Source organism: Bacillus sp. 95MFCvi2.1, assembly GCF_000374965.1.
Lineage (GTDB): Bacteria > Bacillota > Bacilli > Bacillales > Bacillaceae_G > Bacillus_A > Bacillus_A pseudomycoides.
Map to the genome: position 1 here is coordinate 1 of NZ_KB895714.1, position 22475 is coordinate 22475.

A 22475-nucleotide genomic window follows, 5' to 3' on the forward strand; every position below is an offset into this window, starting at 1 on the left:
AACCAAATGCCGAATATCATGCCAATGATGGATAATAACCAAATGCCGAATATCATGCCAATGATGGATAATAACCAAATGCCGAATATCATGCCGATGATGGATAATAATCAAAAGCCGAATATCATGCCGATGATGGATAATAATCAAAAGCCGAATATCATGCCGATGATGGATAGTAACCAAATGCCGAATATCATGCCGATGATGGATAGTAACCAAAAGCCGAATATCATGCCGATGATGGATAATAATCAAATGCCGAATATCATGCCAATGATGGATAGTAACCAAATGCCGAATATCATGCCAATGATGGATAATAATCAACCACCGCCAATGATGCCGCAGCAAATACCGATGCCATATCAATCGCAAATGATGCCACAACAGTATCCATATTATCAAATGCCATATCAACAACAGCAAAATCCGTATTATCAAATGCCACATACACAAGGTATGCCAATAATGCCGCACCAAATGCCAGTGCAACATACTTCAATGCCATACCAACCGCAAGCTGGTAATAATGTTCCACAAATGATGCCAGCAGAAGAAGATTGTGGATGTGGTGAGGAAAGAAATTTATATAGTCCACAGCCAGGTGGGCCATATTATCCTAATTCTCCATATTATCCAACAGCTCAAGTCGCATATGCACCGCAGCCAGGTGCGATGAATTATCAGCAAGATCCACCAGAGATTTTTGGAGAACCACTTGCAGAAGATGAGGAGTAGAGAGAGTTGCGTTAACAATAAAGAGGTCGTGTTAGAAAATTCCTAGTGAAATATTAACAAGTGTAAAAATCTCCTTTGTTACTCACTATAAGAAGGAGCTTTTCGAGAGAGAAGTTCAACCTAACAAGGGGGGTTTTTATATTGAGTAAAAAAATTAAAATTATTGCCGCTTCTTTGTTAGTTACCAGTGCATTAGCTGCATGTGGTACACCTAAGAATAAAAGTGCGATGGATGGGCGCAATGCGAACTACAATTATGAACGTACATCTTATTATGATACACAACCATACAGAAATAATGTAGCACGTACAGATCGATATACAGATTATGTAACATATCGAAATGGAAATAGAGTTACAGATAATGTATATGATCGTCGTAATGATGTTGGATATAACTACTACCGTGATGTAAATTACCACGGTCAAATGGCAAATCCATATCCAACTCGTAACGTTACAATGAATAATTCATACATTAATAATGATGGTAAAACTGCAGAAAGAATTACAAATCGTGTTAAGGGTATGAATAATGTGGATCGTGTTTCTACAGTTGTGCGTGGAAATGATGTAGTTATTGCAGTGAAACCACGCAATCCAGTGACAGATGAAAAGGCAATGGCAAATGAAATCCGTCAAGCAGTTGCGAATGACGTGAAAAACCGAAATGTATATGTAACAGTAAAAAATGATATGTTTGAACGTGTAGATGCGATGAATACGCGTCTGCGCAGCGGAACAGTTACAAACAATTTAAATCGTGACATATCAGATTTATTCCGAGACGTTCGTGCTGGTCTTACTGGTACAGTGCGATAACAAAAAAAAGGGAAAGGTTTACGGCCTTTCCCTTTTTACTTTCATAAATATTAAAATAGCGATGCAGAAAGTCATTCATCAATATCCTGCATACGTTTTTTTTTAATAAAGTAACCAACAGAATAAGAAGCTAAAAAGCATAAGAAGAGAATACTTCCCATAAGAATGCCTTCCCATAGCGGTCTTTCAGGGCTGAAAATAACATAAATAATAGCAAAAATGATTCCTACGATAGCAGAGCGTAAAACAAGTTTGTAATAAGGCGTTAGTTTCATTTCTTTTTCATTTTCTTCTGCATCAATAGAGATTCCCATTTGTAAATAGGCTAGAAGTATACTTGTTAGTATGAATAATAACCATAGTGGAGATTTTGTAATTTGATCTATACCTTCATTGAAGCCAATATACCCTAAGATGCCCATTATACCAATTGATTGAAAGAGAAAGGCAATTCGAACGTTCTTTAAATTTTGAAGGATTAAACGTTCATCTTTTATTCTTTTCAATATACTCACTCCTGTTTACCAGATTTTTCATTGTATCTACATTTATTGTAACATATATGTTGCAATAATCAATTTATATTTTACTTTAATGGTTATAGGAATAAATACTGTTATAAAAAGTTAATAAAATTTTTCTATGTTTAGCTTGCGTTCTTTTTACATTAATGTTATATTAGCAAAGCGATGAGCTAATTTACGTAAGACGAGAGATATGCTTAAGTGCTAAACACGCGGATGTGGCCGCCTGGTCTCTCGCCGTAAACGCATCAAGACGCCTGCTATGTGCAGGCGTCTTTCTTATTATATAAAAGTAAATGACTCATGTAGGTAGGGATTACACCTTACCTGCATTTTTTATTTTCATTAAAAATAACCACCGCTGTTACTATGGATAAAACTTCTATTTCCGGAAAAACTACAAACGGAAGTTTTATTTTGCTTAGAAGAGGTGAGCGGAAATGAAATTCATGATGGTTGCAGTTCAAGTTGTAATCGCTATGTTTTGTTTATATCATGAATCAAGTGTGATAGCTGCGGCTTCTGCATTAGAGGTTACGCAAAAAGAACCTCAAGTTACGATTCTATTAGAGCGTATGTATGTAGATGGAGAGGTAAGTGAGGAAATTTTCACTGAAAAAGTAGCAAATTTAGAACATTTTCTTCAGCAGTATAAAGAATGGCAGCTTGTCGATCGTGATGATACGCAAATTGTACTGCAAAAAAAGGTGGATGATATTTCACCACTACTTAAAACGAGTGGGTATTTTGGTGTTTCCAATGAGGGGATACTGCAAATTTTTAACGGTGTACCAAAAAGTGATAATGCGATTCACTCATTCTTCCAAATTGATATGAAAAAGCTAGAAAGTTATGATCGTGCAAAGCTAAAACGTGGTATTCGTATCAAGTCAAAAGAGCGTTTTGTGAAGACGATTGAGAAAATGAAGCAGTATGCAGTGCAAAATAAGAAAACCAGCAGCTGATGTGAGCTGCTGGTTTTCTTATTTGTTTTTATCTAAAATTTGTTTTGCAATTTCATCAATTAGCATATCTTTGCCGATAGGGTTGAATGCTTTTGTGTTAAAGACTTCATTGCTTACTTCGTAAACATGATTATTTTTTACAGCTTTGTTATCTTTCCAAACAGCACTATTTTTGTAGTCATCGAACACTTTATCTGCTTCGCCACCAAAGTTTACGATAAACATTTGATCAGGCTGGAATGCAACAAGGCCTTCTAATGATACTTGTGCCATCGTCTGTTTTAAATCTGTTCCTTTCGTTGCAGGTAGTTTTAAGTCATTAAAGAGAATATCACCATATCCGAAGCTACCATATACACGGAAGTTTTGCGGTGTTACAGCAAGGAACATAAAGTTTTCATCTTTTGTTTTCTCTTTAATTTTTTTAGATAAGGAATCTGCTTTTTTATCGTAGTCTGCAATCCATTTATCTGCTTTTTTCTCTTCGTCAAATAGTTTGCCTACTTCCTTAAATTTGTCGCGCCAGTTTTCTAAGTTTGTTTCTAGAACAACTGTTGGGGCAACTTTTGCTAATTGATCATAAATTTTCAATTGACGGTTGTTTAAAATAATTAAGTCTGGTTTTAAAGCAGTAACCGCTTCTAAATCAACTTTAGGTGCCCAGTACCAACCAACTGCTTTTACATCTTTCAGCTTTTCTTGCAAATGATCTTGGATTTTATCTTTATACGTGTTAGCTGTACCAACAGGTTTATGACCAAGAAGTAATAGTTCTTCAGATGATCCAGATAAGTCGACAATTCTTTTTGGGTTTGTCGGAATTTTAGCTTCACCTTTTGCATGTTTTACAACTTTTGTTTTCGGTTGTTCTTTTGGCTGTGCTTCTTCTTGTTTAGAAGAGCAACCAACAATGGTAAAAATAACAAGAATGAGAGTAAATAGAATAGATAGATTGCGTTTCACCTTTATGTACCCCCCTTTAATTAATATTGATAATCATTATCGTCTTTGTAATATTAATTTGCTTTATGTTGTTCTGTCAATATGAAAAAAATGAAAAAGCTAAATAGAGAACATTTGTTGGGGTAGTCTCGCTTTTCTATCATTAAATATGTTAAAATGGAATACATGATTTGAGAGGGAGAGATCGTATTTTGTTTGAATATGTTACAGGCTATGTGGAATATGTAGGGCCAGAATATGTCGTTCTTGATCATAATGGAATCGGCTATCAAATTTTTACGCCAAATCCATATGTATTTCAAAGAAGTAAGCAAGAAATTCGTGTATATACATATCATTATGTGAGAGAAGATATTATGGCGCTCTATGGATTTAAGACACGTGAAGAGCGTTTGTTATTTACAAAACTTTTAGGTGTATCAGGAATCGGACCAAAAGGTGCACTTGCTATTTTAGCTTCTGGTCAAACTGGGCAGGTCGTGCAAGCAATTGAACATGAGGATGAAAAATTCTTAGTGAAATTCCCGGGAGTCGGAAAGAAAACTGCACGTCAAATGATTTTAGACTTAAAAGGAAAATTAGCTGATGTTGTACCAGATGCGTTTGTTGATTTATTCTCAGATGTAGAACGTTTCGACGAGAAGAAGGGTTCATCAGCTGAGCTTGATGAAGCGCTTGAGGCACTTCGTGCACTTGGCTATGCAGAACGAGAAGTTTCTCGTGTTGTACCGGAGTTATTAAAAGAATCACTTACGACGGATCAGTATATTAAAAAGGCACTTAGTCTTTTACTAAATGGTAAGAGGTGAGTAGAATGGACGAACGTCTTCTCTCAGGAGAATCGGCATATGAAGATGCGGACTTAGAATATTCGTTACGGCCACAGACGCTCCGTCAATATATTGGCCAAGATAAGGCGAAACATAATTTAGAAGTGTTTATTGAAGCAGCGAAAATGCGTGAGGAAACATTGGATCACGTACTATTATACGGGCCACCAGGACTTGGGAAAACGACGCTTGCGAATATTATTGCCAATGAAATGGGCGTTAATATTCGAACGACGTCAGGTCCAGCAATTGAACGCCCAGGAGATTTAGCGGCAGTATTAACGGCGCTTCAACCTGGTGATGTATTATTTATTGATGAAATTCATCGTTTGCATAGGTCAATTGAAGAGGTACTATACCCAGCAATGGAGGACTTTTGTCTTGATATTGTGATTGGGAAAGGCCCATCAGCACGTTCAGTAAGGCTTGATTTACCGCCGTTTACGCTGGTTGGCGCAACAACGCGCGCTGGTGCATTATCAGCACCGCTTCGTGACCGCTTTGGTGTGTTATCACGGTTAGAGTATTATACAGTAGATCAACTATCAGCGATTGTAGAGCGTACAGCAGAAGTGTTTGAAGTTGAAATTGACTCATTAGCTGCTTTAGAAATTGCAAGGCGTGCACGAGGTACGCCGCGTATCGCAAACCGGTTACTAAGACGTGTTCGTGACTTTGCACAAGTTCGAAGCGATGGAACGATTGCGATGGAAATTACACAAATGGCATTAGAACTATTGCAAGTCGATAAACTAGGGCTTGATCATATCGATCATAAATTATTGCTTGGTATTATTGAAAAGTTCCGTGGTGGTCCAGTTGGATTAGAAACGGTCTCAGCGACAATTGGGGAAGAGTCTACGACGATTGAAGATGTGTATGAACCATATTTACTACAAATTGGGTTTTTACAACGAACGCCAAGAGGACGAATTGTAACGCCACTCGCTTATGAACATTTCGGAATGGATATGCCAGGGGTATGACGGATATGCCAAAGCTGCTTATTACAGCTGGTATTCTTCTCATTGTCGTTGGAGTAGCTTGGAAGTTCATCGGAAGGCTTCCAGGCGATATTTTTGTGAAAAAAGGAAACGTTACCTTTTATTTTCCGATCATTACATGTATTGTGTTAAGTATTGTATTATCTTTTGTTATGTATATCATAAATCGATTTAAATAGAAATAGGTGGATATAGTTATGGATATTAATCTGTTTGATTTTCATTTACCAGAAGAACTCATTGCCCAAACGCCGCTTGAACAGCGCGAAACATCAAGATTAATGGTGTTAGACCGTGAAACAGGTGATATAGAGCATAAGCATTTTACTGACATTCTTTCTTATTTACATGAGGGTGATTGTTTAGTTTTAAATGAAACGAAAGTTATGCCTGCTCGTTTGCATGGTGTGAAAGAAGATACAGGTGCACATATTGAAGTGCTTCTTTTAAAGCAAGAAGATGGAGATAAGTGGGAAACGCTTGTAAAGCCAGCTAAACGTGTAAAAGAAGGAACTATCATTTCTTTTGGTGAAGGAAAGTTAAAAGCAACTTGCATTGGAACAGCTGATCAAGGTGGCCGCCAGCTTGAGTTTTCATATGACGGTATCTTTTATGAAATTTTAGATGAACTTGGAGAAATGCCGCTTCCTCCATACATTAAAGAAACACTGGAAGACCGTGATCGTTATCAAACGGTATATGCGAAGGAAATTGGTTCTGCAGCAGCGCCGACAGCTGGGCTTCATTTTACAGAAGAATTATTAGAGAAATTGAAGGAAAAAGGCGTTCATTTAGCATTCATTACGCTTCATGTTGGCCTTGGTACATTTAGACCAGTGTCTGCGGATACAATTGAAGAACACCATATGCATGCTGAGTATTATCATATGTCAGAAGAAACAGCAGATTTGTTAAATCGTGTGAAAGAGAACGGCGGTCGTATTATTACTGTTGGTACAACGTCAACACGTACACTAGAAACAATTGCTACAGATCACGATGGTAAGCTTTGTGCGACATCGGGATGGACGGATATTTTTATGTATCCAGGATATGAATTTAAAGCAATTGACGGTTTAATTACAAACTTCCATTTGCCAAAATCAACATTAATTATGCTTGTAAGTGCATTTGCAAGTAGAGAAAATGTCCTTCATGCTTATAATGAAGCAGTAAAAGAAAAATACCGTTTCTTTAGCTTCGGTGATGCGATGTTCGTTGCATCTCATGCTAAAGAAAGAAGTAAATAAAAAGGAGTAAATCTATGACAGCAATTCGTTATGAATTTATTAAAACATGTAAACAAACGGGTGCCCGTTTAGGTCGCGTTCATACACCGCACGGCTCATTTGATACACCAACATTTATGCCAGTTGGTACACTTGCGACAGTTAAAACAATGTCACCAGAAGAGTTAAAGGCGATGGATTCTGGCATTATTTTAAGTAATACGTATCATTTATGGCTTCGTCCAGGTCATGAAATTGTACGTGAGGCAGGTGGATTACATAAATTTATGAACTGGGACCGTGCAATCTTAACGGATTCTGGTGGTTTCCAAGTGTTTAGTTTAAGTGATTTCCGTCGTATTGAAGAAGAGGGGGTTCACTTCCGTAATCACTTAAATGGAGACAAGTTATTCTTATCACCAGAAAAAGCGATGGAGATTCAGAATGCATTAGGTTCAGATATTATGATGGCATTTGATGAATGCCCACCGTTTCCTGCTACTTTTGAATATATGAAAAAATCTGTAGAACGTACGAGCCGCTGGGCAGAGCGTTGTTTAAAAGCTCACGAACGTCCACAAGATCAAGGGTTATTTGGGATTGTACAGGGCGGAGAGTTTGAAGAACTTCGTCGCCAAAGTGCGAAAGATCTTGTTTCAATGGACTTCCCTGGTTATGCAGTAGGTGGATTATCAGTTGGGGAACCAAAGGATATTATGAACCGCGTACTGGAATTTACAACACCGCTTCTTCCAGACAATAAACCACGTTATTTAATGGGGGTAGGTTCTCCTGACTCATTAATTGATGGTGCAATTCGTGGTATTGATATGTTTGACTGCGTACTTCCAACTCGTATTGCTCGAAACGGTACATGTATGACAAGTCAAGGACGTCTTGTTGTGAAAAATGCGAAGTTTGCAAGAGACTTTGGCCCACTTGATCCAAATTGTGATTGCTACACATGTAAAAAATATTCTCGTGCGTACATTCGTCACTTAATGAAGTGTGATGAAACGTTTGGAATTCGGTTAACGTCTTATCACAACCTTCATTTTCTGTTAAACTTAATGGAGCAGGTGAGACAAGCCATTCGTGAAGACCGTCTTGGCGATTTCCGTGAAGAGTTCTTTGAACAATATGGCTTTAATAAACCGAATGCTAAAAACTTCTAATACATAATTTAAAAGGAGGAACAAAAGATGAATCCAGGTATGATGAATATTGTCATGATTGTTGCGATGTTTGCGATTTTCTATTTCTTATTAATTCGCCCGCAGCAAAAGCGTCAAAAGGCAGTAGCACAAATGCAAAGTGAAATCCAAAAAGGTGATGCTATCGTAACAATCGGTGGCTTACACGGCACAATTGAATCAGTAGATGAGACTACAATTGTTGTTAAATCTGGTGGTGCACACTTAACATTCGATCGCAATGCGATTCGTGAAGTTGTGAAGAAGTAATAGTAAAAAGCCCTGCGAATGCAGGGCTTTTTCAATCTGTACGTTTTGACATGTTAACGCCAAATATGCCTCCAAGTGTACTTGCCCCCATTAAACCAAGTTGATAGAGAAGCTGTGAGTTAGATAAAGCGTGAGAGAAGCCTAAGTAGTTAACGAGAAAAACAAGAATGGCAAAGATAAGTCCGGTTGTGAATCCGACGAACCATCCTTTTCCTTGCGCTTTTTTGCCAGCGATAAACCCGGATATGAGCATGGAAAGAAAAGCGAGTATAAAAATGGTTATAGCCAATGTTCCTTCACTTATATCTGTAAACTTTAATAAAAGAGCAATCAACATACTTGTAATAGAGGCCAATATTAATAAAGTGATAATCCCAAATCCGATTGCTGTAGATAATTTTTTCGTTCCATCCATTATGCATTCCCCCTTTTTAATACAAGCATATTTTCATTTTTGATAAGTTAGACTAGTTTCTTTTTTATAGGGAAACCTATGAGTAGAAAATGTTTAAAAAAGGAGAAAAAAGTAATGGAATGGCTATCGATAATTGGACGGACGATGCTTTTATATGTTGTGATTTTAATTATCTTTCGCCTTATGGGAAAACGCGAAATTGGAGAACTTAGTGTATTAGATTTAGTGGTTTTTATTATGCTTGGTGAGATGGCTGTGGTCGCAATTGAAAATACAGATAAGTCTCTTTGGCATCAACTTGTTCCTATGGTATTGCTCATGGCTGTACAAATAACTTTATCGATGGTTTCTTTAAAAAATCAGCGTATTCGTCATTTAATAGAAGGTGAGCCAGCTGTTATTGTGAATGCAGGAAAAATTGATGAGAAACAGATGCGGAAGCAACGCTATAATATAGACGACTTAATGATGCAATTACGTGAGCAGGGAGTTGGAGATATAAGAGATGTAGAGTATGCTATTTTAGAGCCATCTGGAAAATTATCTGTCTTTCAAAAACAAAAAAGTAAGAAGAGTAAAAATGATACACCGCTGTTTTCGCTTCCTTTAATTATTGATGGGGAAATTCAATATAAACATTTACAGATGATTGAGCATTCGGATGGCTGGCTAGTAGAGAAATTAAAAAACTTAGGGCATAACGATGTGAAAAAAATTTTGTATTGTAGTTTTCAAAATGGACAGTTTTTTGTCGATGTGAAAGAGAAGTAAAGGCTTGCCAGACTAGAGGCAAGCCTATTTACCCAGCTATTTGCGGATAGTGGGGATGGAGAATCCTCTACTGAGTAAAGTTTCACTTTATTTTGAAATCAAAAGTTTACGAACAATAGGAATACGTCGTAATTCTTCTTTACGAATCAGTTTAAAAATAAGAAGAAGCAGAATATAAAGGATAGTGGTTAGTGTAATTTCCCATAATGTTTGTATGCCAAGTGAATGTGAAAAAACAATATATTTATGAAGATAGAATCCGAAAGCTCCTGCAATGGCAATCGTAATTCCCCCGAAAATATAATCTCTCATGTAAATTGTAAATGTAATTTTCTTTAAGACGGTAGCGTAGTGAAGGAATGTTACCGTCACAATGTTAGCGGCAATTGCAAGTGCGACCCCCATCATTTGAAATTCTGGACGTGAAGCGAGTAAGAAAATAACGAGCAGTTTTACAATGGCTCCGATAAACGTGTTCATCATCGCGGCGCGTGCTAAGTTTAAAGCTTGCAAAACAGATGTAAGGGGGCTTTGAAAATAGTGAAATAAAAAGCATGGTGCAAGTAATTGAATGAATGCAGTTGCGCTGTCTGAACCGTACATGAGAGTTAAAACAGGTGAAGCAAATACATAAAGAATAACGACTGACCACCCTCCAGTAATTAAAGAAATGCGGAGCGCTTGTTGCAGACGGTGTTCTACTAATCGATGTTGTTTTTTTGCCATTGCTTCACTAATGGATGGTACGAGTGCTGTAGAAAGCGCATATGTAATAAAGGCTGGCAATGATAAGAGAGGAAATGCATAGCCGTTTAATATGCCGTATTGCTGTGTAGCAACTGAAGCCGCAACACCAGCTAGCGCTAAGCTTTGCATAACGATAATTGGTTCGAAAAAATAAGAGACTGATCCAATTAAGCGACTTCCTGTAGTTGGAAGTGCAATTTCCATAAGTGAATGAAAAGTATGTTTACTTTCTTTGACAGTGTTTAGAAAACCAGTTCGTATAGAAAGATGTTTTTCACGCTGAAATAAAGTAAGTAAGAATAATAAAGAAGCAACTTCCCCAAGAACAGCTGATAACATTGCACCTGCAGCGGCGTATTCAACACCGTAAGGTAAAAATAACCGAATACATACGGCAATAATGGTAATACGGACAACTTGTTCTAACACTTGTGCATATGCGCTTGGTTTCATATTTTGTTTTCCTTGGAAATAGCCGCGCAAAACCGAGGAAACCGCAATAACAGGAACGACAGGTAAAATTGCCATTAGTGGATAGTACGTTCTTTTATCCGTTAATAAAGTTTCAGCTAAGATGGGCGTTAGAAGCATGATGCCGATTGTTAAGATAATACTAATAACGGATGTAACAGCTAATGATACTGTTAATATCCTCTTTACTTTTTGTTTGTCATTTACTGCTTCCGCCTCTGCAACGAATTTTGCAATGGCAACAGGAAGTCCGATTTGTGTTAATGTAATTGCTAAAATAAAGGTGGGGACAGCCATCATGTAAAGACCGACGCCTTCTTCTCCTAAAATACGCGCCATTACAATTCGGTTTATGAACCCGAGAATTTTTGTAATAAAACCAGCTAGCATTAAAATAAATGCACCTCGTAAAAAGCTTTGTCTCGTCATGATCTTCTCCTACCTTCTCAAAATCAATGGAATGATTTACAATAATTTATATGCACGTATGAGACAAGAATGACAAGCATTTAAGAGGATGCGCTTATAAAGTAAGACTTTCATGGGAAAGAGCAGAGCGATAAAACCCTTAAAGACAGTTATTGCTGTCCATTAGAGCGGGATGAAAAGCGACTTTTCGTGCTGAAATCAGAAGGAGATGTGATGGTATGATTGAAAAAGAAGATTTGGTAGAAGCTTACCGCGGACAGTTACAAGTCGTTTTAGAGAGCAAATTAGAAGAATTCCAAATGTTTGGCTATGATCGAGTGACTGTTAATGATATTTGGAAATGTTTAAAAAGTAAAAAGTGGAAAAAAATAAAAAGTGAAATTAGATTGTATGAGCTTGTGAATGATGTGCTAACATTAACAGCAAATGAGTATATGACATATTTAACAGTAGAAGCGTATCAAGCGCCACTTTGGTCATTTGAAGAATATGAAAATAAATAACCGACTGTAATTGGTTTGTTCTTCCTTTTGCAGTATAATGATAGGTATTGATAAAGAGGAATGTATATGTCAGAGATTTTAAGTAAAGGAGGTAGGAAGCAGAAGTCATAAAAATTTGTAGTAAGATATAGGTTGCAGCCCAGCGTCTAAAATGTAGAACTGAGGTTTTGCCTATATGGCTAGTATGAAAGTTGAAAATTCACAGAAAGGAAGCCTACTAACTAGACAAATGCAGAAGTGTAAAGGAATGCCTGTGAATAAACAGAAATGGTTGTTACAGGAAATTGTCTAGCGTAAATGAATGATATGATTTGTTTATGGTTTTAGTAGCAGAAAGAAGGTACATATGGCAAAGCGCGGTACTAGAATCGTCGCGTTTTTTCTCATCGTTTTATTAATCGGTGGAATTATTGGCGCGACAGGAAAAAACATAACAAAAGGAATTAGTCTTGGACTAGACCTTCGTGGTGGCTTTGAAATCTTGTATGAAGTAAAGCCGGCGAAAAAGGGAGATAAAATCGATCATGATGCACTTGTAAGTACAGTAGGTGCTCTTGAAAATCGTGTGAATGTTCTCGGTGTTAGTGAACCGAACATTCAAATCGAAGGGAAAGATCGCATTCGTGTACAGCTTGCTGGTGTAAAAGATCAGCAAAAAGCACGTGAAATCTTATCTACTCAAGCGAAATTAACATTCCGAGATGTGAATGATAATCTTCTCATGGACGGAACAGATTTAAAAGGCGGGGGAGCGAAGCAAACGTTTGATGATCAAGGCCGACCAAGCGTTGGACTTACATTAAAAAGTGCTGATAAGTTTCGTTCTGTTACAGAAAAAATATTAAGTATGAAGCCTGACAATTTAATGGTAATCTGGCTTGATTTTGAAGAAGGTAAAGATTCTTATAAAGCTGAAGCAGCAAAACCAAATCCTAAATTCTTATCAGCAGCAACAGTAAATCAAGTATTTAATCAAGCGGAAGTATCTATCACAGGTGGAAACTTCACAGTTGAAAGTGCAAAACAGCTTTCATCTTTATTAAATGCTGGTGCACTTCCTGTTGATTTAAAAGAAATGTATTCAACATCTGTTGGGGCAAAATTTGGTCAGCAAGCATTAGAGCAAACGATTTTCGCTAGTGCAATCGGAATTGCTATTATCTTCTTATTTATGCTTGTATTCTACCGTTTGCCAGGACTTGTAGCGGTTATTATGTTAGGGTTATATATTTTCGTAACATTGCTTGTCTTTAACTGGATGCATGCAGTCCTTACGTTACCGGGGATTGCGGCGTTAGTGCTCGGGGTTGGTATCGCGGTCGACGCGAATATTATTACGTATGAGCGACTGAAGGAAGAATTGCGAATTGGTAAGTCAATGATGTCAGCATATCGCGCTGGTAATCACCGTTCGTTAGCAACAATTTTAGATGCGAACGTTACGACAATTGCAGCAGCTGGTGTGTTATTCGCTTATGGTACAAGTTCTGTAAGAGGGTTCGCAACAAGTTTAATCGTAAGTATTTTAGTTGGTTTCCTTACAAACGTATTCGGTACTCGTTTCCTACTTGGATTACTTGTAAAAAGCCGTTACTTCGATAAGAAATTATCTTACTTTGGTGTGAAACAGAAGGAAATTATTCCGTTATCGAAAGGTGTAGAACATGCACCAACGAGATTTGATCGTATTAACTTTGTGAATATCGGTCACAAGTTCTTTTTATTCTCAATTGTAGTTGTTATTGCTGGAGCAATTATACTACCAATTTTCAAAATGAACCTTGGAATTGACTTTGCGAGTGGTACACGTATGGACTTGCAGTCAAAACAAGCGATTAGTGTAGATCAAGTTCAAAAAGATTTACATGAGTTGAAAATTGATGTGAAAAAAGAGGACATTGTACCAACAGGGGATGACAATAAAGGATTTGCTGTTCGTACATTAGGCGTTTTATCAAAAGATGAAATTGCGAAAGCAAAAACATTCTTCCACGATAAATATGGTACAGATCCAAATGTAAGTACAGTTTCTCCAACAATCGGGAAAGAGATTGCACGAAATGCATTTATCGCGGTTCTGATTGCTTCAGCGGTTATCATTTTATATGTGAGTATTCGTTTCCGTTTCACATATGCGTTATCTGCCGTATTAGCATTGTTACATGATGCGTTCGTTATGATTGTTGTGTTTAGCGTATTCCGATTGGAAGTAGATTTAACGTTTATCGCTGCGGTATTAACAATTATTGGTTATTCTATCAATGACTCGATTGTTACCTTTGACCGAAACCGTGAGTTATACAAACAGAAAAAACGAATTCGTGATTTGAAAGATTTAGAAGAAATCGTAAACTCAAGTATTCGTCAAACAATTGGTCGTTCCATTAACACAGTTCTAACTGTATTGTTCCCAGTTATTGCACTGCTGATCTTCGGTAGTGAATCACTGCGAAACTTCTCACTTGCATTAATGGTTGGATTAGTTGTAGGTACGTATTCTTCTGTTTTCGTTGCTTCTCAAATCTGGCTAATGCTTGAAAATCGCCGATTGAAAAAAGGAAAAGGCAAGAAAAAAGTAGAAACTGAAGTATCTGAACCACAAGTATAAAGGTTAGAACAGAACATATAAAAAGATGATGCCTCTTTACATTAGAGGCATCTCTTTTTTCGTTTGTGGATACAATAAAGCGATACTTCCTTTAGCGTTTTTTGCTAAAGGTTAGTGGAACTAATCGGGGTGTTAGGGACAGTGAGACTTCCTTTAGCGGTTTTGTTAAAGGTTAGTAGAGCCAGTTACGGAGACTAGTGGGAAGTGATGCTTCTTTCATTATTTTTTGTAACAATAAAAAAGGTAGTTTGAGAAAAGAAGGGATTTCAGTTATGGAAAAAGATGAACGTTTTAAACAGGCCGAGTTTGGTGCCATTGTTGGAATCGTTGGAAATATTGTCTTAGCGATTGTAAAAGCGGTAATCGGCTATATTGGGAATAGTAAGGCGCTTTTAGCGGACGCAGTTCATTCAGCGTCAGATGTAGTTGGTTCGTTAGCTGTGTTTTTTGGATTGCGTGCAGCGAAGCAACCCCCCGATGAAGATCATCCGTATGGGCACGGAAAAGCGGAATCGATTTCAGCGATTATTGTTGCAGTGTTATTATTTATTGTTGGGATTGAAATTGCGATTTCTTCTATAAAGGCTTTTACGCAGTACCTTGAACCACCGAAGGGAATTACAATTTTTGCGGTTATTCTTTCTATCGTGGTAAAAGAAGGGATGTTTCAGTATAAGTATCGATTAGGGAAACGGATAAATAGTGATGCAATTATTGCAAATGCATATGAGCACCGTTCAGATGTGTTTTCTTCAATTGCAGCTTTAATCGGGATTTGTGCAGCTATTATCGGCAATAAACTAGGTTTAGATTGGCTTGTGTATGCCGATCCTGTTGCGGGATTATTTGTTTCTCTACTTGTTGTAAAGATGGCATGGAGTATTGGAAGAGAAGCGATTCATACAACGCTTGATCATGTACTTCATGAAGAAGATGTTATTCCGCTAAGAGAATCAGTTCTTCAAGTGGAAGGTGTGAAAAAAATTGGTTCTTTGTATGCAAGAGAGCATGGACATTATGTCATTGTTGATATTAAAGTGTCTGTTGATCCATATATCACAGTGGAAGAGGGACATCGCATCGGGAAACATGTAAAAGAGGTATTGATGAAACAAGATAATGTACAAAATGTTTTTGTACATATTAATCCGTATTCTCCTGATTGATACGAAATAAGTAAATATTCATCTGTTTATGGAGATATTCAATCATAACTAATAGAGTTTGTATCATATTGTCACCCCTTAATCTGTCTTGTATAATGGACAGGTTAAGGGGTGATTTCGTGTTACAACCGAAGACGCGTTGGAAAGAAAAGTCATTTAATGAGGAACTGGTGAGTGAATTAGCAAGTAAATTGCAATTATCACCGCTTGTTACTTCGTTATTCCTCAGTAGAGGTTTAGATACAGAAGATAAGATTGTGGATTTTTTAAATACAGGACAGCAAGAATTTCACGATCCATTTTTGCTTGAAGGAATGGACCTTACGGTAGAACGTATAGGGCAAGCCATTCAAAATGGAGAACAAATTTTAATATTCGGAGACTATGATGCGGACGGTGTAAGTAGTACAACCGTTTTATTTCTTGCTCTTCAAGAATTAGGTGCGGATGTTGAGTTCTATATTCCAAACCGATTTACTGAAGGGTATGGACCGAATGAAGAGGCGTTCCGCTGGGCACACCGTGCGGGATTTTCTCTTATCATTACTGTTGATACAGGTATCGCAGCAGTCCATGAGGCGCAAGTAGCAAAAGAGCTTGGTATAGATCTTATTATTACAGATCATCATGAGCCGCCGCCAGAACTGCCAGAAGCACTTGCGATTATTCACCCGAAGCTAAAGGGTGGTGTTTACCCGTTTCATTATTTAGCGGGCGTTGGTGTTGCGTTTAAAGTAGCGCATGCACTACTTGGGCGTGTGCCGGAGCATTTATTAGAAATTGCAGTGATTGGTACGGTAGCCGATTTAGTATCACTTCATGGTGAAAATAGATTGCTTGTGCAGCGTGGATTGAAACAAATGCGAATGACAAAAAATATTGGTTTAAAAGCATTATTTAAAGTAGCAAATGTTTCACAAAGTGAGATTACGGAAGAGAGCATTGGTTTCTCAATTGCACCGCGTATTAATGCAATTGGTCGTTTAGAAGATGCGGCTCCGGCAGTTCACCTCCTTTTATCAGAAGATCCAGAAGAAGCGAAAGAGCTTGCTGAAGAAATTGATGAACTGAACAAGCTTCGAAAAGATATTGTAAAGCAAATTACAGAAGAGGCGATTGCAGAGGTAGAAAACAATTATCCGCCAGAGGACAATAAAGTGTTAGTGCTCGCGAAAGAAGGATGGAATCCAGGAGTAATAGGGATTGTTGCTTCTAAATTAGTAGAACGCTTTTATCGTCCAACAATTGTATTGTGTATTGATCCCGAGAAGCAAACAGCAAAAGGGTCTGCTCGTAGTATTGCAGGATTTGATTTATTTGCAAACTTATCAGATTGTAGGGAATTGTTACCGCACTTTGGGGGACATCCAATGGCGGCGGGAATGACGCTTCATATGAATGATGTGGATGAACTGCGCCGCCGCTTAAATGAACAAGCAGATGCGATTTTAACGTCTGAAGATTTTACTCCGATTACAACAGTTGATGCGATTTGCAAAGTGGAGGATGTGACGCTCTCAGCGATTGAGGAAATGCAGAAGCTCGCACCGTTTGGTGTTGGAAATCCGAAGCCGCGTATCGCAATTAGAGATGCGGAGTTAGAAAGTATTCGTGCCATTGGATCTGATGGTTCTCATTTGAAAATGGCACTTCGTGACGGACAGGCGACGTTAGATACGATTGGATTTGGTTTTGGAGCCTATGCGAAAGAAATTTCTCCAGTTGCTCACGTTTCTGTCGTTGGTGAGGCATCAATTAATGAATGGAATAATTTCAAAAAACCCCAACTTATGATTCAAGATATTGCGGTAGATGCATGGCAATTATTTGATTGGCGTAGTATGCGTAATGTGGAATCGAACTTAGCAGAACTTTCACGAGAAAAAATAACAATGGTGTATTTTTCTGAAGAGGTATTAAATAAATTTTCTTTAGAGGAATATAAAGAACAACTTATACATGCTTCAGAAGTGACTGACCTAGATGGTCGTTATATTGTGTTGCTAGATTTACCAAAGTCAACGGATGAATTACGAGGTTTATTTGAGGCAGGATTCCCAGCGCGAATTTATACGCTGTTTTACCAAGAGAATAATCATTTATTTAGTACAGTTCCAACAAGGGAACACTTTAAATGGTACTATTCCTTTTTACACCAAAAAGCACCATTTTCTTTAAGACAACATGGAGAACAGCTATGTCGTCATAAAGGTTGGTCAAAAGATACAGTAAATTTCATGACACAGGTGTTTTTTGAGTTAGAATTTGTTACAATAAAAGACGGTGTCATTTTTATGGCAGAAGAAATGAAAAAGCGTGATTTAATTGAATCGAACACATATCGTGAGAAAATGAACCATTTACAACTAGAAAAAGAGTTGATTTATAGCACATATCAACAATTATATACATGGTTTGAAACGATTCGTAATCATAAAGAAGTAGAACAGTTAGGGTAAAGGCCTTGTATTTACAGACCTTTTATATCTGAGGAGGATTCAGAAATATGGACTTCAAGCAACATATCGCAATTGTACCGGATTATCCGAAAGAAGGTATCGTTTTTAAAGACATCACACCTTTAATGAACGATGGGCAAGCATACAAAGCAGCAACAGATGAAATCGTTGCTTACGCAAAACAAAGAGACATCGACCTTGTAGTAGGACCAGAAGCACGTGGTTTTATTATCGGTTGCCCAGTTTCTTACGCATTAGAAGTAGGATTTGCACCAGTTCGTAAATTAGGGAAATTACCTCGTGAAGTAATTACAGTTGACTACGGTAAAGAGTATGGAAAAGATGTTTTAACAATCCATAAAGATGCAATTAAACCAGGTCAACGCGTATTAATTACAGATGACCTATTAGCTACAGGTGGAACAATCGAAGCGACAATTAAGCTAGTTGAAGAGCTTGGCGGAATTGTAGCAGGGATTGCATTCTTAGTAGAACTTACTTACTTAGATGGCCGCAAAATGTTAGACGGTTATGATGTATTAGTGTTAGAAAAATACTAATTATTATATAGATAAAACTACGGCGATAGAAAAAAAGTACCCGTGAATCTCTTGGAGAGGAGCGGGTACTTTTGTATAATTGTACAAAAAAGTATGATGAAATATCAGTAAAATCTTTTCCTTTTCACAATTCACAATCATTAGGTTATAATGATAGAATAAAATTTATTCTAATGAGTAAGGGAAAAGTCAATTTTCAATAAAAGGTGATTCGATGGCAAATGAGCAAGTACTAACAGCTGAACAGGTACTCGAGAAGGCAAGTCAATATTTAGCGGACGATGATATTGAGCTGGTGGCACGTGCCTATGAATATGCACGTGATGCACATAGCGAACAGTATAGAAAATCGGGCGAACCATATATTATTCACCCGATTCAAGTAGCAGGTATTTTAGTCGATTTACACATGGATCCATCTACAGTGTCGGCAGGTTTTTTGCATGATGTAGTAGAAGATACCGAGGTTACACTAGAAGATATTGAACGGGAATTTAATAAAGAAATTGCCATGCTTGTTGATGGTGTTACAAAGCTTGGGAAAATTAAATACAAATCTCATGAACAACAGCAAGCAGAGAACCATCGCAAAATGTTTATTGCAATGGCCCAAGATATTCGTGTTATTTTAATCAAATTAGCTGACCGTCTTCATAACATGCGTACACTTAAGCATTTGCCTCAAGAAAAGCAGCGTCGTATCGCAAATGAAACGTTAGAAATTTTTGCACCTTTAGCTCATAGACTCGGAATTAATACTATTAAATGGGAGCTAGAGGATACATCGCTTCGCTATTTGAATCCGCAGCAATACTATCGCATTGTAAACTTAATGAAGCGGAAACGTGCAGAACGTGAAGAATATTTAGATGAAGTCATGACGGGTATTCGTGACAAACTGAAAGAAGTAGCGATTCAACCTGATATTTCAGGTCGCCCAAAGCATATTTATAGTATTTATCGTAAAATGGCACTTCAAAATAAACAATTTAATGAAATTTATGATTTGCTAGCTGTGCGCGTTGTTGTAAATAGTATTAAAGACTGCTATGCAGTGTTAGGAATTATTCATACGTGCTGGAAACCAATGCCAGGTCGTTTTAAAGATTATATTGCAATGCCGAAAGCGAACCTATATCAATCCCTCCATACAACTGTGATTGGTCCAAAAGGTGACCCGCTTGAAGTGCAAATTCGTACGAAAGAAATGCATGAAATTGCAGAATACGGAATTGCGGCACACTGGGCATATAAAGAAGGAAAAGCAGCAGAAGCAACAGGTACACTTGAGAAAAAATTAACGTGGTTCCGTCAAATATTAGAATGGCAAAATGAAGCTTCTAATGCGGAAGAATTTATGGAGTCATTAAAAATTGATTTATTTTCTGATATGGTATTCGTCTTTACACCAAAAGGAGACGTCATGGAATTACCACTAGGTTCTGTTCCAATTGATTTTGCTTACCGTGTCCATTCAGAAATAGGGAATAAAACAATTGGTGCAAAAGTAAACGGGAAAATGGTAACACTTGATTATAAATTAAAAACAGGTGATATCATTGAAATTTTAACATCTAAACATTCATATGGACCAAGTCAGGACTGGGTAAAACTTGCGCAAACATCTCATGCGAAAAATAAAATCCGCCAATTCTTCAAAAAGCAGCGCCGAGATGAGAATATCGAAAAAGGTCGCGAGCTTGTTGAAAAAGAAGTGCGTAGCTTAGAGTATGAAATGAAAGAAATATTAGCACCTGACAATTTAAAGCGAGTGGCTGAGAAATACAACTTTGCAAATGAAGAAGATATGTTTGCGGCAGTTGGGTATAACGGCATTACGGCTGCACAAATTGCAACGCGTCTAACGGACAAGTTCCGCAAACAGCGTGACGAAGAACAAGATATTGTGGAAGTAAAAGAAGTTCGTAAACCGATGAAAATCAGAAAATGGGATTCAGGTGTAAAAGTAAGTGGAGCTGACAATTTATTAATTCGCTTATCGAAATGCTGTAACCCAGTTCCAGGTGACGATATTGTCGGATACATTACGAAAGGACGCGGTGTCTCTATTCACCGTCGTGATTGCGTCAATGTGCATACAGAAGAAGCTAAGGAGCGTTTACTAGAAGTAGAGTGGGAAGGTAGTCCAGAAAAAGAGATTGAGTATAACGTTGATATTGAAATTTCTGGTTATGATCGCCGCGGCTTACTAAATGAAGTTCTGCAAGCTGTAACAGAGACGAAAACATATATTTCAGCTGTTTCAGGTAGAAGCGACCGCAATAAAATGGCAACGATCAATATGTCCATTTCTATTCGTAATTTACATCATTTGAAAAAGGTAGTAGAGCGTATTAAAAGAGTTCCAGAAATTTATGCAGTACGCCGCATGATGCATTAATAGGGAGTGTATAAAATATGAGAGTTGTCTTGCAACGATCAAAAGAAGCGTCTGTTACAGTAGATGGTGAGATTGTAGGGCAAATTCCGTTCGGTTTAACATTGCTAGTTGGCATTACACATGAAGATACAGAAAAAGATGCAACATATATTGCCGAGAAGGTTGCGAATTTACGTATTTTTGAGGATGGGAACGGGAAGATGAACCATTCTGTCCTTGATATGGAGGGACAAGTGCTATCCATTTCACAATTTACATTGTACGGAGATTGCCGTAAAGGAAGACGCCCAAACTTTATGGATGCTGCGAAACCAGACTACGCAGAGAACTTGTATGATTTCTTCAATGAAGAACTGCGCAAACAAGGACTGCGCGTAGAAACGGGCAGGTTCGGAGCAATGATGGATGTTTCTTTAATTAATGATGGTCCGGTGACCTTAATTTTAGAAAGTAAATAATGATGCTGGAAGAGAGGATGCATGTCATCCTCTCTTTTTTTATCCCGCTATTCACGGGCGATAATACCTACACTGTTTAAAGTTTTATCTTATAAGTCTTACGAAAGGAATATTTTGTTAATTTGTAATATGATTATTTGGAAAATAACAAAAATAGTAACAAGGGAAATTACAGGGAGGTACATGTTATGGCAACGTTTGTATTTGTTCATGGAGCATGGGATGGAGGATATGTTTGGAAAGAAGTCGCTACATGTTTAAGAAAAGAGGGGCATGAGGTATATACACCTACATTAACAGGACTTGGGGAGAGAACGCATCTCGCACAACCAAGTGTAGGATTGAAAACATATATTCAAGATATTGCTAATGTTATTCAATATGAACAGTTACACGATGTAATTTTAGTGGGACATAGTTATTCAGGCATGGTGATAACGGGGGTAGCTGAAGTTATTCCTGAATCTATTAAAAACCTTGTGTATATAGATGCTATGCTTCCAAATGATGACGATTCTGTTATGGATATTTCTGGACCTAAAATGGCTACTCATTTTATAGAAGAAGTAAAATTATCTGGGGAGGGATGGCGTATTCTCCCTAGAAATGCATCAGATAAAAGAAAATCGGCTATGCCTTTATTAGCTTTTACACAAGCGATTGAAATGAAAAATCCGAAAGTTGACGAGATACCACATACATATGTAGAAATATTAGATCATCCAGAACATTGGCCAATGACGCCTATTTTCCAAAAATCTGCTGAAATAGCGAGAGAAAGAGATTGGGATGTTTTTTCAGTACAAACAGGTGGGCACTGGGTGATGCAAACAAATCCAGAAGTGTTAGTTCGTATATTAAGTCAATATACGAACTAATTTTGAAACGATGAGATATAAGGTGCTCAACTCACCGCGGAAGAAGGGGAATCTGAAGTGGGAGCTGG

The 22475-nt window shown here is 37.6% G+C and carries 21 protein-coding genes and 1 pseudogene; 18 read left to right on the forward strand and 4 right to left on the reverse strand.

Annotated elements, in window-relative coordinates; all coding sequences use genetic code 11:
* Both C568_RS34890 and C568_RS0124150 read left to right on the forward strand, forming a co-directional pair.
* Positions 1-741: pseudogene (locus C568_RS34890) on the forward strand (SafA/ExsA family spore coat assembly protein); the annotation flags it as partial.
* 141 nt (positions 742-882) lie between these two features.
* On the forward strand, positions 883-1563 hold the full coding sequence (locus tag C568_RS0124150) for a YhcN/YlaJ family sporulation lipoprotein (RefSeq protein WP_003200431.1): 681 nt from the start codon (positions 883-885) through the stop codon (positions 1561-1563).
* 71 nt (positions 1564-1634) lie between these two features.
* Here the strand turns inward: C568_RS0124150 and C568_RS0124155 are convergent, their stop codons facing one another.
* Positions 1635-2069 (reverse strand): branched-chain amino acid ABC transporter substrate-binding protein, encoded by a 435-nt coding sequence (locus C568_RS0124155; RefSeq protein ID WP_018765908.1) that lies wholly within the window; start codon positions 2067-2069, stop codon positions 1635-1637.
* A gap of 458 nt (positions 2070-2527) precedes the next feature.
* Here C568_RS0124155 and C568_RS0124160 point away from each other — a divergent pair, with 458 nt between their 5' ends.
* Complete coding sequence (locus C568_RS0124160) at positions 2528-3052, forward strand: BofC C-terminal domain-containing protein (protein WP_018782982.1); 525 nt, start codon at positions 2528-2530, stop codon at positions 3050-3052.
* Positions 3053-3070: 18 nt separating this feature from the next.
* Here C568_RS0124160 and C568_RS0124165 read toward each other — a convergent pair whose 3' ends face one another.
* On the reverse strand, positions 3071-4015 hold the full coding sequence (locus C568_RS0124165; RefSeq protein ID WP_006096028.1) for an iron-hydroxamate ABC transporter substrate-binding protein: 945 nt from the start codon (positions 4013-4015) through the stop codon (positions 3071-3073).
* A 191-nt stretch (positions 4016-4206) separates the two neighbouring features.
* Here C568_RS0124165 and ruvA point away from each other — a divergent pair, with 191 nt between their 5' ends.
* Genes ruvA through yajC form a run of 6 tightly spaced genes read left to right on the forward strand, consistent with a single transcriptional unit; the run spans position 4207 to position 8541 of the window.
* Entirely contained in the window at positions 4207-4824 is a 618-nt protein-coding gene (gene ruvA / locus C568_RS0124170; protein ID WP_016116459.1) for a Holliday junction DNA helicase RuvA, read from the forward strand.
* Positions 4825-4829: 5 nt separating this feature from the next.
* Complete coding sequence (gene ruvB / locus C568_RS0124175; protein WP_003200439.1) at positions 4830-5831, forward strand: Holliday junction branch migration DNA helicase RuvB; 1002 nt, start codon at positions 4830-4832, stop codon at positions 5829-5831.
* Positions 5828-6028, forward strand: a complete 201-nt coding sequence (locus tag C568_RS0124180) for a DUF2905 domain-containing protein (RefSeq protein ID WP_026008581.1) — start codon at positions 5828-5830, stop codon at positions 6026-6028. The genes ruvB and C568_RS0124180 overlap by 4 nt, the downstream gene beginning before the upstream one ends.
* A gap of 18 nt (positions 6029-6046) precedes the next feature.
* Positions 6047-7099 carry a tRNA preQ1(34) S-adenosylmethionine ribosyltransferase-isomerase QueA gene (gene queA / locus C568_RS0124185; RefSeq protein ID WP_018782983.1) on the forward strand — a complete coding sequence of 351 codons (1053 nt, stop codon included), beginning with the start codon at positions 6047-6049 and terminating at the stop codon, positions 7097-7099.
* 14 nt (positions 7100-7113) lie between these two features.
* Positions 7114-8253, forward strand: a complete 1140-nt coding sequence (tgt, locus tag C568_RS0124190) for a tRNA guanosine(34) transglycosylase Tgt (RefSeq protein WP_018782984.1) — start codon at positions 7114-7116, stop codon at positions 8251-8253.
* A gap of 27 nt (positions 8254-8280) precedes the next feature.
* Positions 8281-8541, forward strand: coding sequence for a preprotein translocase subunit YajC (gene yajC / locus C568_RS0124195; protein WP_018782985.1), 261 nt, complete (start codon positions 8281-8283; stop codon positions 8539-8541).
* Positions 8542-8572: 31 nt separating this feature from the next.
* Here yajC and C568_RS0124200 read toward each other — a convergent pair whose 3' ends face one another.
* On the reverse strand, positions 8573-8956 hold the full coding sequence (locus C568_RS0124200) for a TIGR04086 family membrane protein (RefSeq protein WP_016116453.1): 384 nt from the start codon (positions 8954-8956) through the stop codon (positions 8573-8575).
* Positions 8957-9070: 114 nt separating this feature from the next.
* On the opposite strand from C568_RS0124200, the gene C568_RS0124205 reads away from it, so the two are divergent.
* Positions 9071-9727, forward strand: a complete 657-nt coding sequence (locus tag C568_RS0124205) for a DUF421 domain-containing protein (protein WP_018765902.1) — start codon at positions 9071-9073, stop codon at positions 9725-9727.
* Between the two features lie 87 nt (positions 9728-9814).
* Here the strand turns inward: C568_RS0124205 and spoVB are convergent, their stop codons facing one another.
* On the reverse strand, positions 9815-11374 hold the full coding sequence (spoVB, locus tag C568_RS0124210; RefSeq protein WP_003200453.1) for a stage V sporulation protein B: 1560 nt from the start codon (positions 11372-11374) through the stop codon (positions 9815-9817).
* Between the two features lie 218 nt (positions 11375-11592).
* Between spoVB and C568_RS0124215 the strand changes: the two genes are divergently transcribed.
* From C568_RS0124215 to C568_RS0124255, 8 genes are all read left to right on the forward strand, one after another.
* Positions 11593-11877, forward strand: coding sequence for a post-transcriptional regulator (locus C568_RS0124215; RefSeq protein ID WP_003200455.1), 285 nt, complete (start codon positions 11593-11595; stop codon positions 11875-11877).
* 346 nt (positions 11878-12223) lie between these two features.
* Positions 12224-14485 (forward strand): protein translocase subunit SecDF, encoded by a 2262-nt coding sequence (gene secDF / locus C568_RS0124225; RefSeq protein ID WP_003200458.1) that lies wholly within the window; start codon positions 12224-12226, stop codon positions 14483-14485.
* 272 nt (positions 14486-14757) lie between these two features.
* The gene (locus tag C568_RS0124230; RefSeq protein WP_018765899.1) at positions 14758-15651 is read left to right on the forward strand and encodes a cation diffusion facilitator family transporter; all 894 of its coding nucleotides are present in this window, start codon (positions 14758-14760) and stop codon (positions 15649-15651) included.
* 119 nt (positions 15652-15770) lie between these two features.
* Positions 15771-18110 (forward strand): single-stranded-DNA-specific exonuclease RecJ, encoded by a 2340-nt coding sequence (gene recJ, locus C568_RS0124235; protein ID WP_018782986.1) that lies wholly within the window; start codon positions 15771-15773, stop codon positions 18108-18110.
* 47 nt (positions 18111-18157) lie between these two features.
* Positions 18158-18670: an adenine phosphoribosyltransferase gene (locus C568_RS0124240; protein ID WP_003200465.1), complete on the forward strand. Its 513-nt coding sequence runs from the start codon at positions 18158-18160 to the stop codon at positions 18668-18670.
* Positions 18671-18884: 214 nt separating this feature from the next.
* The gene (gene relA / locus C568_RS0124245; RefSeq protein WP_003200467.1) at positions 18885-21071 is read left to right on the forward strand and encodes a GTP diphosphokinase; all 2187 of its coding nucleotides are present in this window, start codon (positions 18885-18887) and stop codon (positions 21069-21071) included.
* A 17-nt stretch (positions 21072-21088) separates the two neighbouring features.
* Positions 21089-21529: a D-aminoacyl-tRNA deacylase gene (gene dtd / locus C568_RS0124250; protein WP_003200469.1), complete on the forward strand. Its 441-nt coding sequence runs from the start codon at positions 21089-21091 to the stop codon at positions 21527-21529.
* 188 nt (positions 21530-21717) lie between these two features.
* Positions 21718-22407 carry an alpha/beta fold hydrolase gene (locus tag C568_RS0124255; protein WP_006096036.1) on the forward strand — a complete coding sequence of 230 codons (690 nt, stop codon included), beginning with the start codon at positions 21718-21720 and terminating at the stop codon, positions 22405-22407.
* Positions 22408-22475 lie beyond the last annotated feature (68 nt).

Bases quoted from the DNA above. Each gene is read 5' to 3' on its own strand.
- C568_RS0124160 (WP_018782982.1), top strand. From the start codon at position 2,528: ATGAAATTCATGATGGTTGCAGTTCAAGTTGTAATCGCTATGTTTTGT.
- ruvB (WP_003200439.1), top strand. From the start codon at position 4,830: ATGGACGAACGTCTTCTCTCAGGAGAATCGGCATATGAAGATGCGGAC.
- C568_RS0124180 (WP_026008581.1), top strand. From the start codon at position 5,828: ATGACGGATATGCCAAAGCTGCTTATTACAGCTGGTATTCTTCTCATT.
- queA (WP_018782983.1), top strand. From the start codon at position 6,047: ATGGATATTAATCTGTTTGATTTTCATTTACCAGAAGAACTCATTGCC.
- tgt (WP_018782984.1), top strand. From the start codon at position 7,114: ATGACAGCAATTCGTTATGAATTTATTAAAACATGTAAACAAACGGGT.
- yajC (WP_018782985.1), top strand. From the start codon at position 8,281: ATGAATCCAGGTATGATGAATATTGTCATGATTGTTGCGATGTTTGCG.
- C568_RS0124200 (WP_016116453.1), bottom strand. From the start codon at position 8,956: ATGGATGGAACGAAAAAATTATCTACAGCAATCGGATTTGGGATTATC.
- C568_RS0124205 (WP_018765902.1), top strand. From the start codon at position 9,071: ATGGAATGGCTATCGATAATTGGACGGACGATGCTTTTATATGTTGTG.
- spoVB (WP_003200453.1), bottom strand. From the start codon at position 11,374: ATGACGAGACAAAGCTTTTTACGAGGTGCATTTATTTTAATGCTAGCT.
- C568_RS0124215 (WP_003200455.1), top strand. From the start codon at position 11,593: ATGATTGAAAAAGAAGATTTGGTAGAAGCTTACCGCGGACAGTTACAA.
- secDF (WP_003200458.1), top strand. From the start codon at position 12,224: ATGGCAAAGCGCGGTACTAGAATCGTCGCGTTTTTTCTCATCGTTTTA.
- C568_RS0124230 (WP_018765899.1), top strand. From the start codon at position 14,758: ATGGAAAAAGATGAACGTTTTAAACAGGCCGAGTTTGGTGCCATTGTT.
- C568_RS0124240 (WP_003200465.1), top strand. From the start codon at position 18,158: ATGGACTTCAAGCAACATATCGCAATTGTACCGGATTATCCGAAAGAA.
- relA (WP_003200467.1), top strand. From the start codon at position 18,885: ATGGCAAATGAGCAAGTACTAACAGCTGAACAGGTACTCGAGAAGGCA.
- dtd (WP_003200469.1), top strand. From the start codon at position 21,089: ATGAGAGTTGTCTTGCAACGATCAAAAGAAGCGTCTGTTACAGTAGAT.
- C568_RS0124255 (WP_006096036.1), top strand. From the start codon at position 21,718: ATGGCAACGTTTGTATTTGTTCATGGAGCATGGGATGGAGGATATGTT.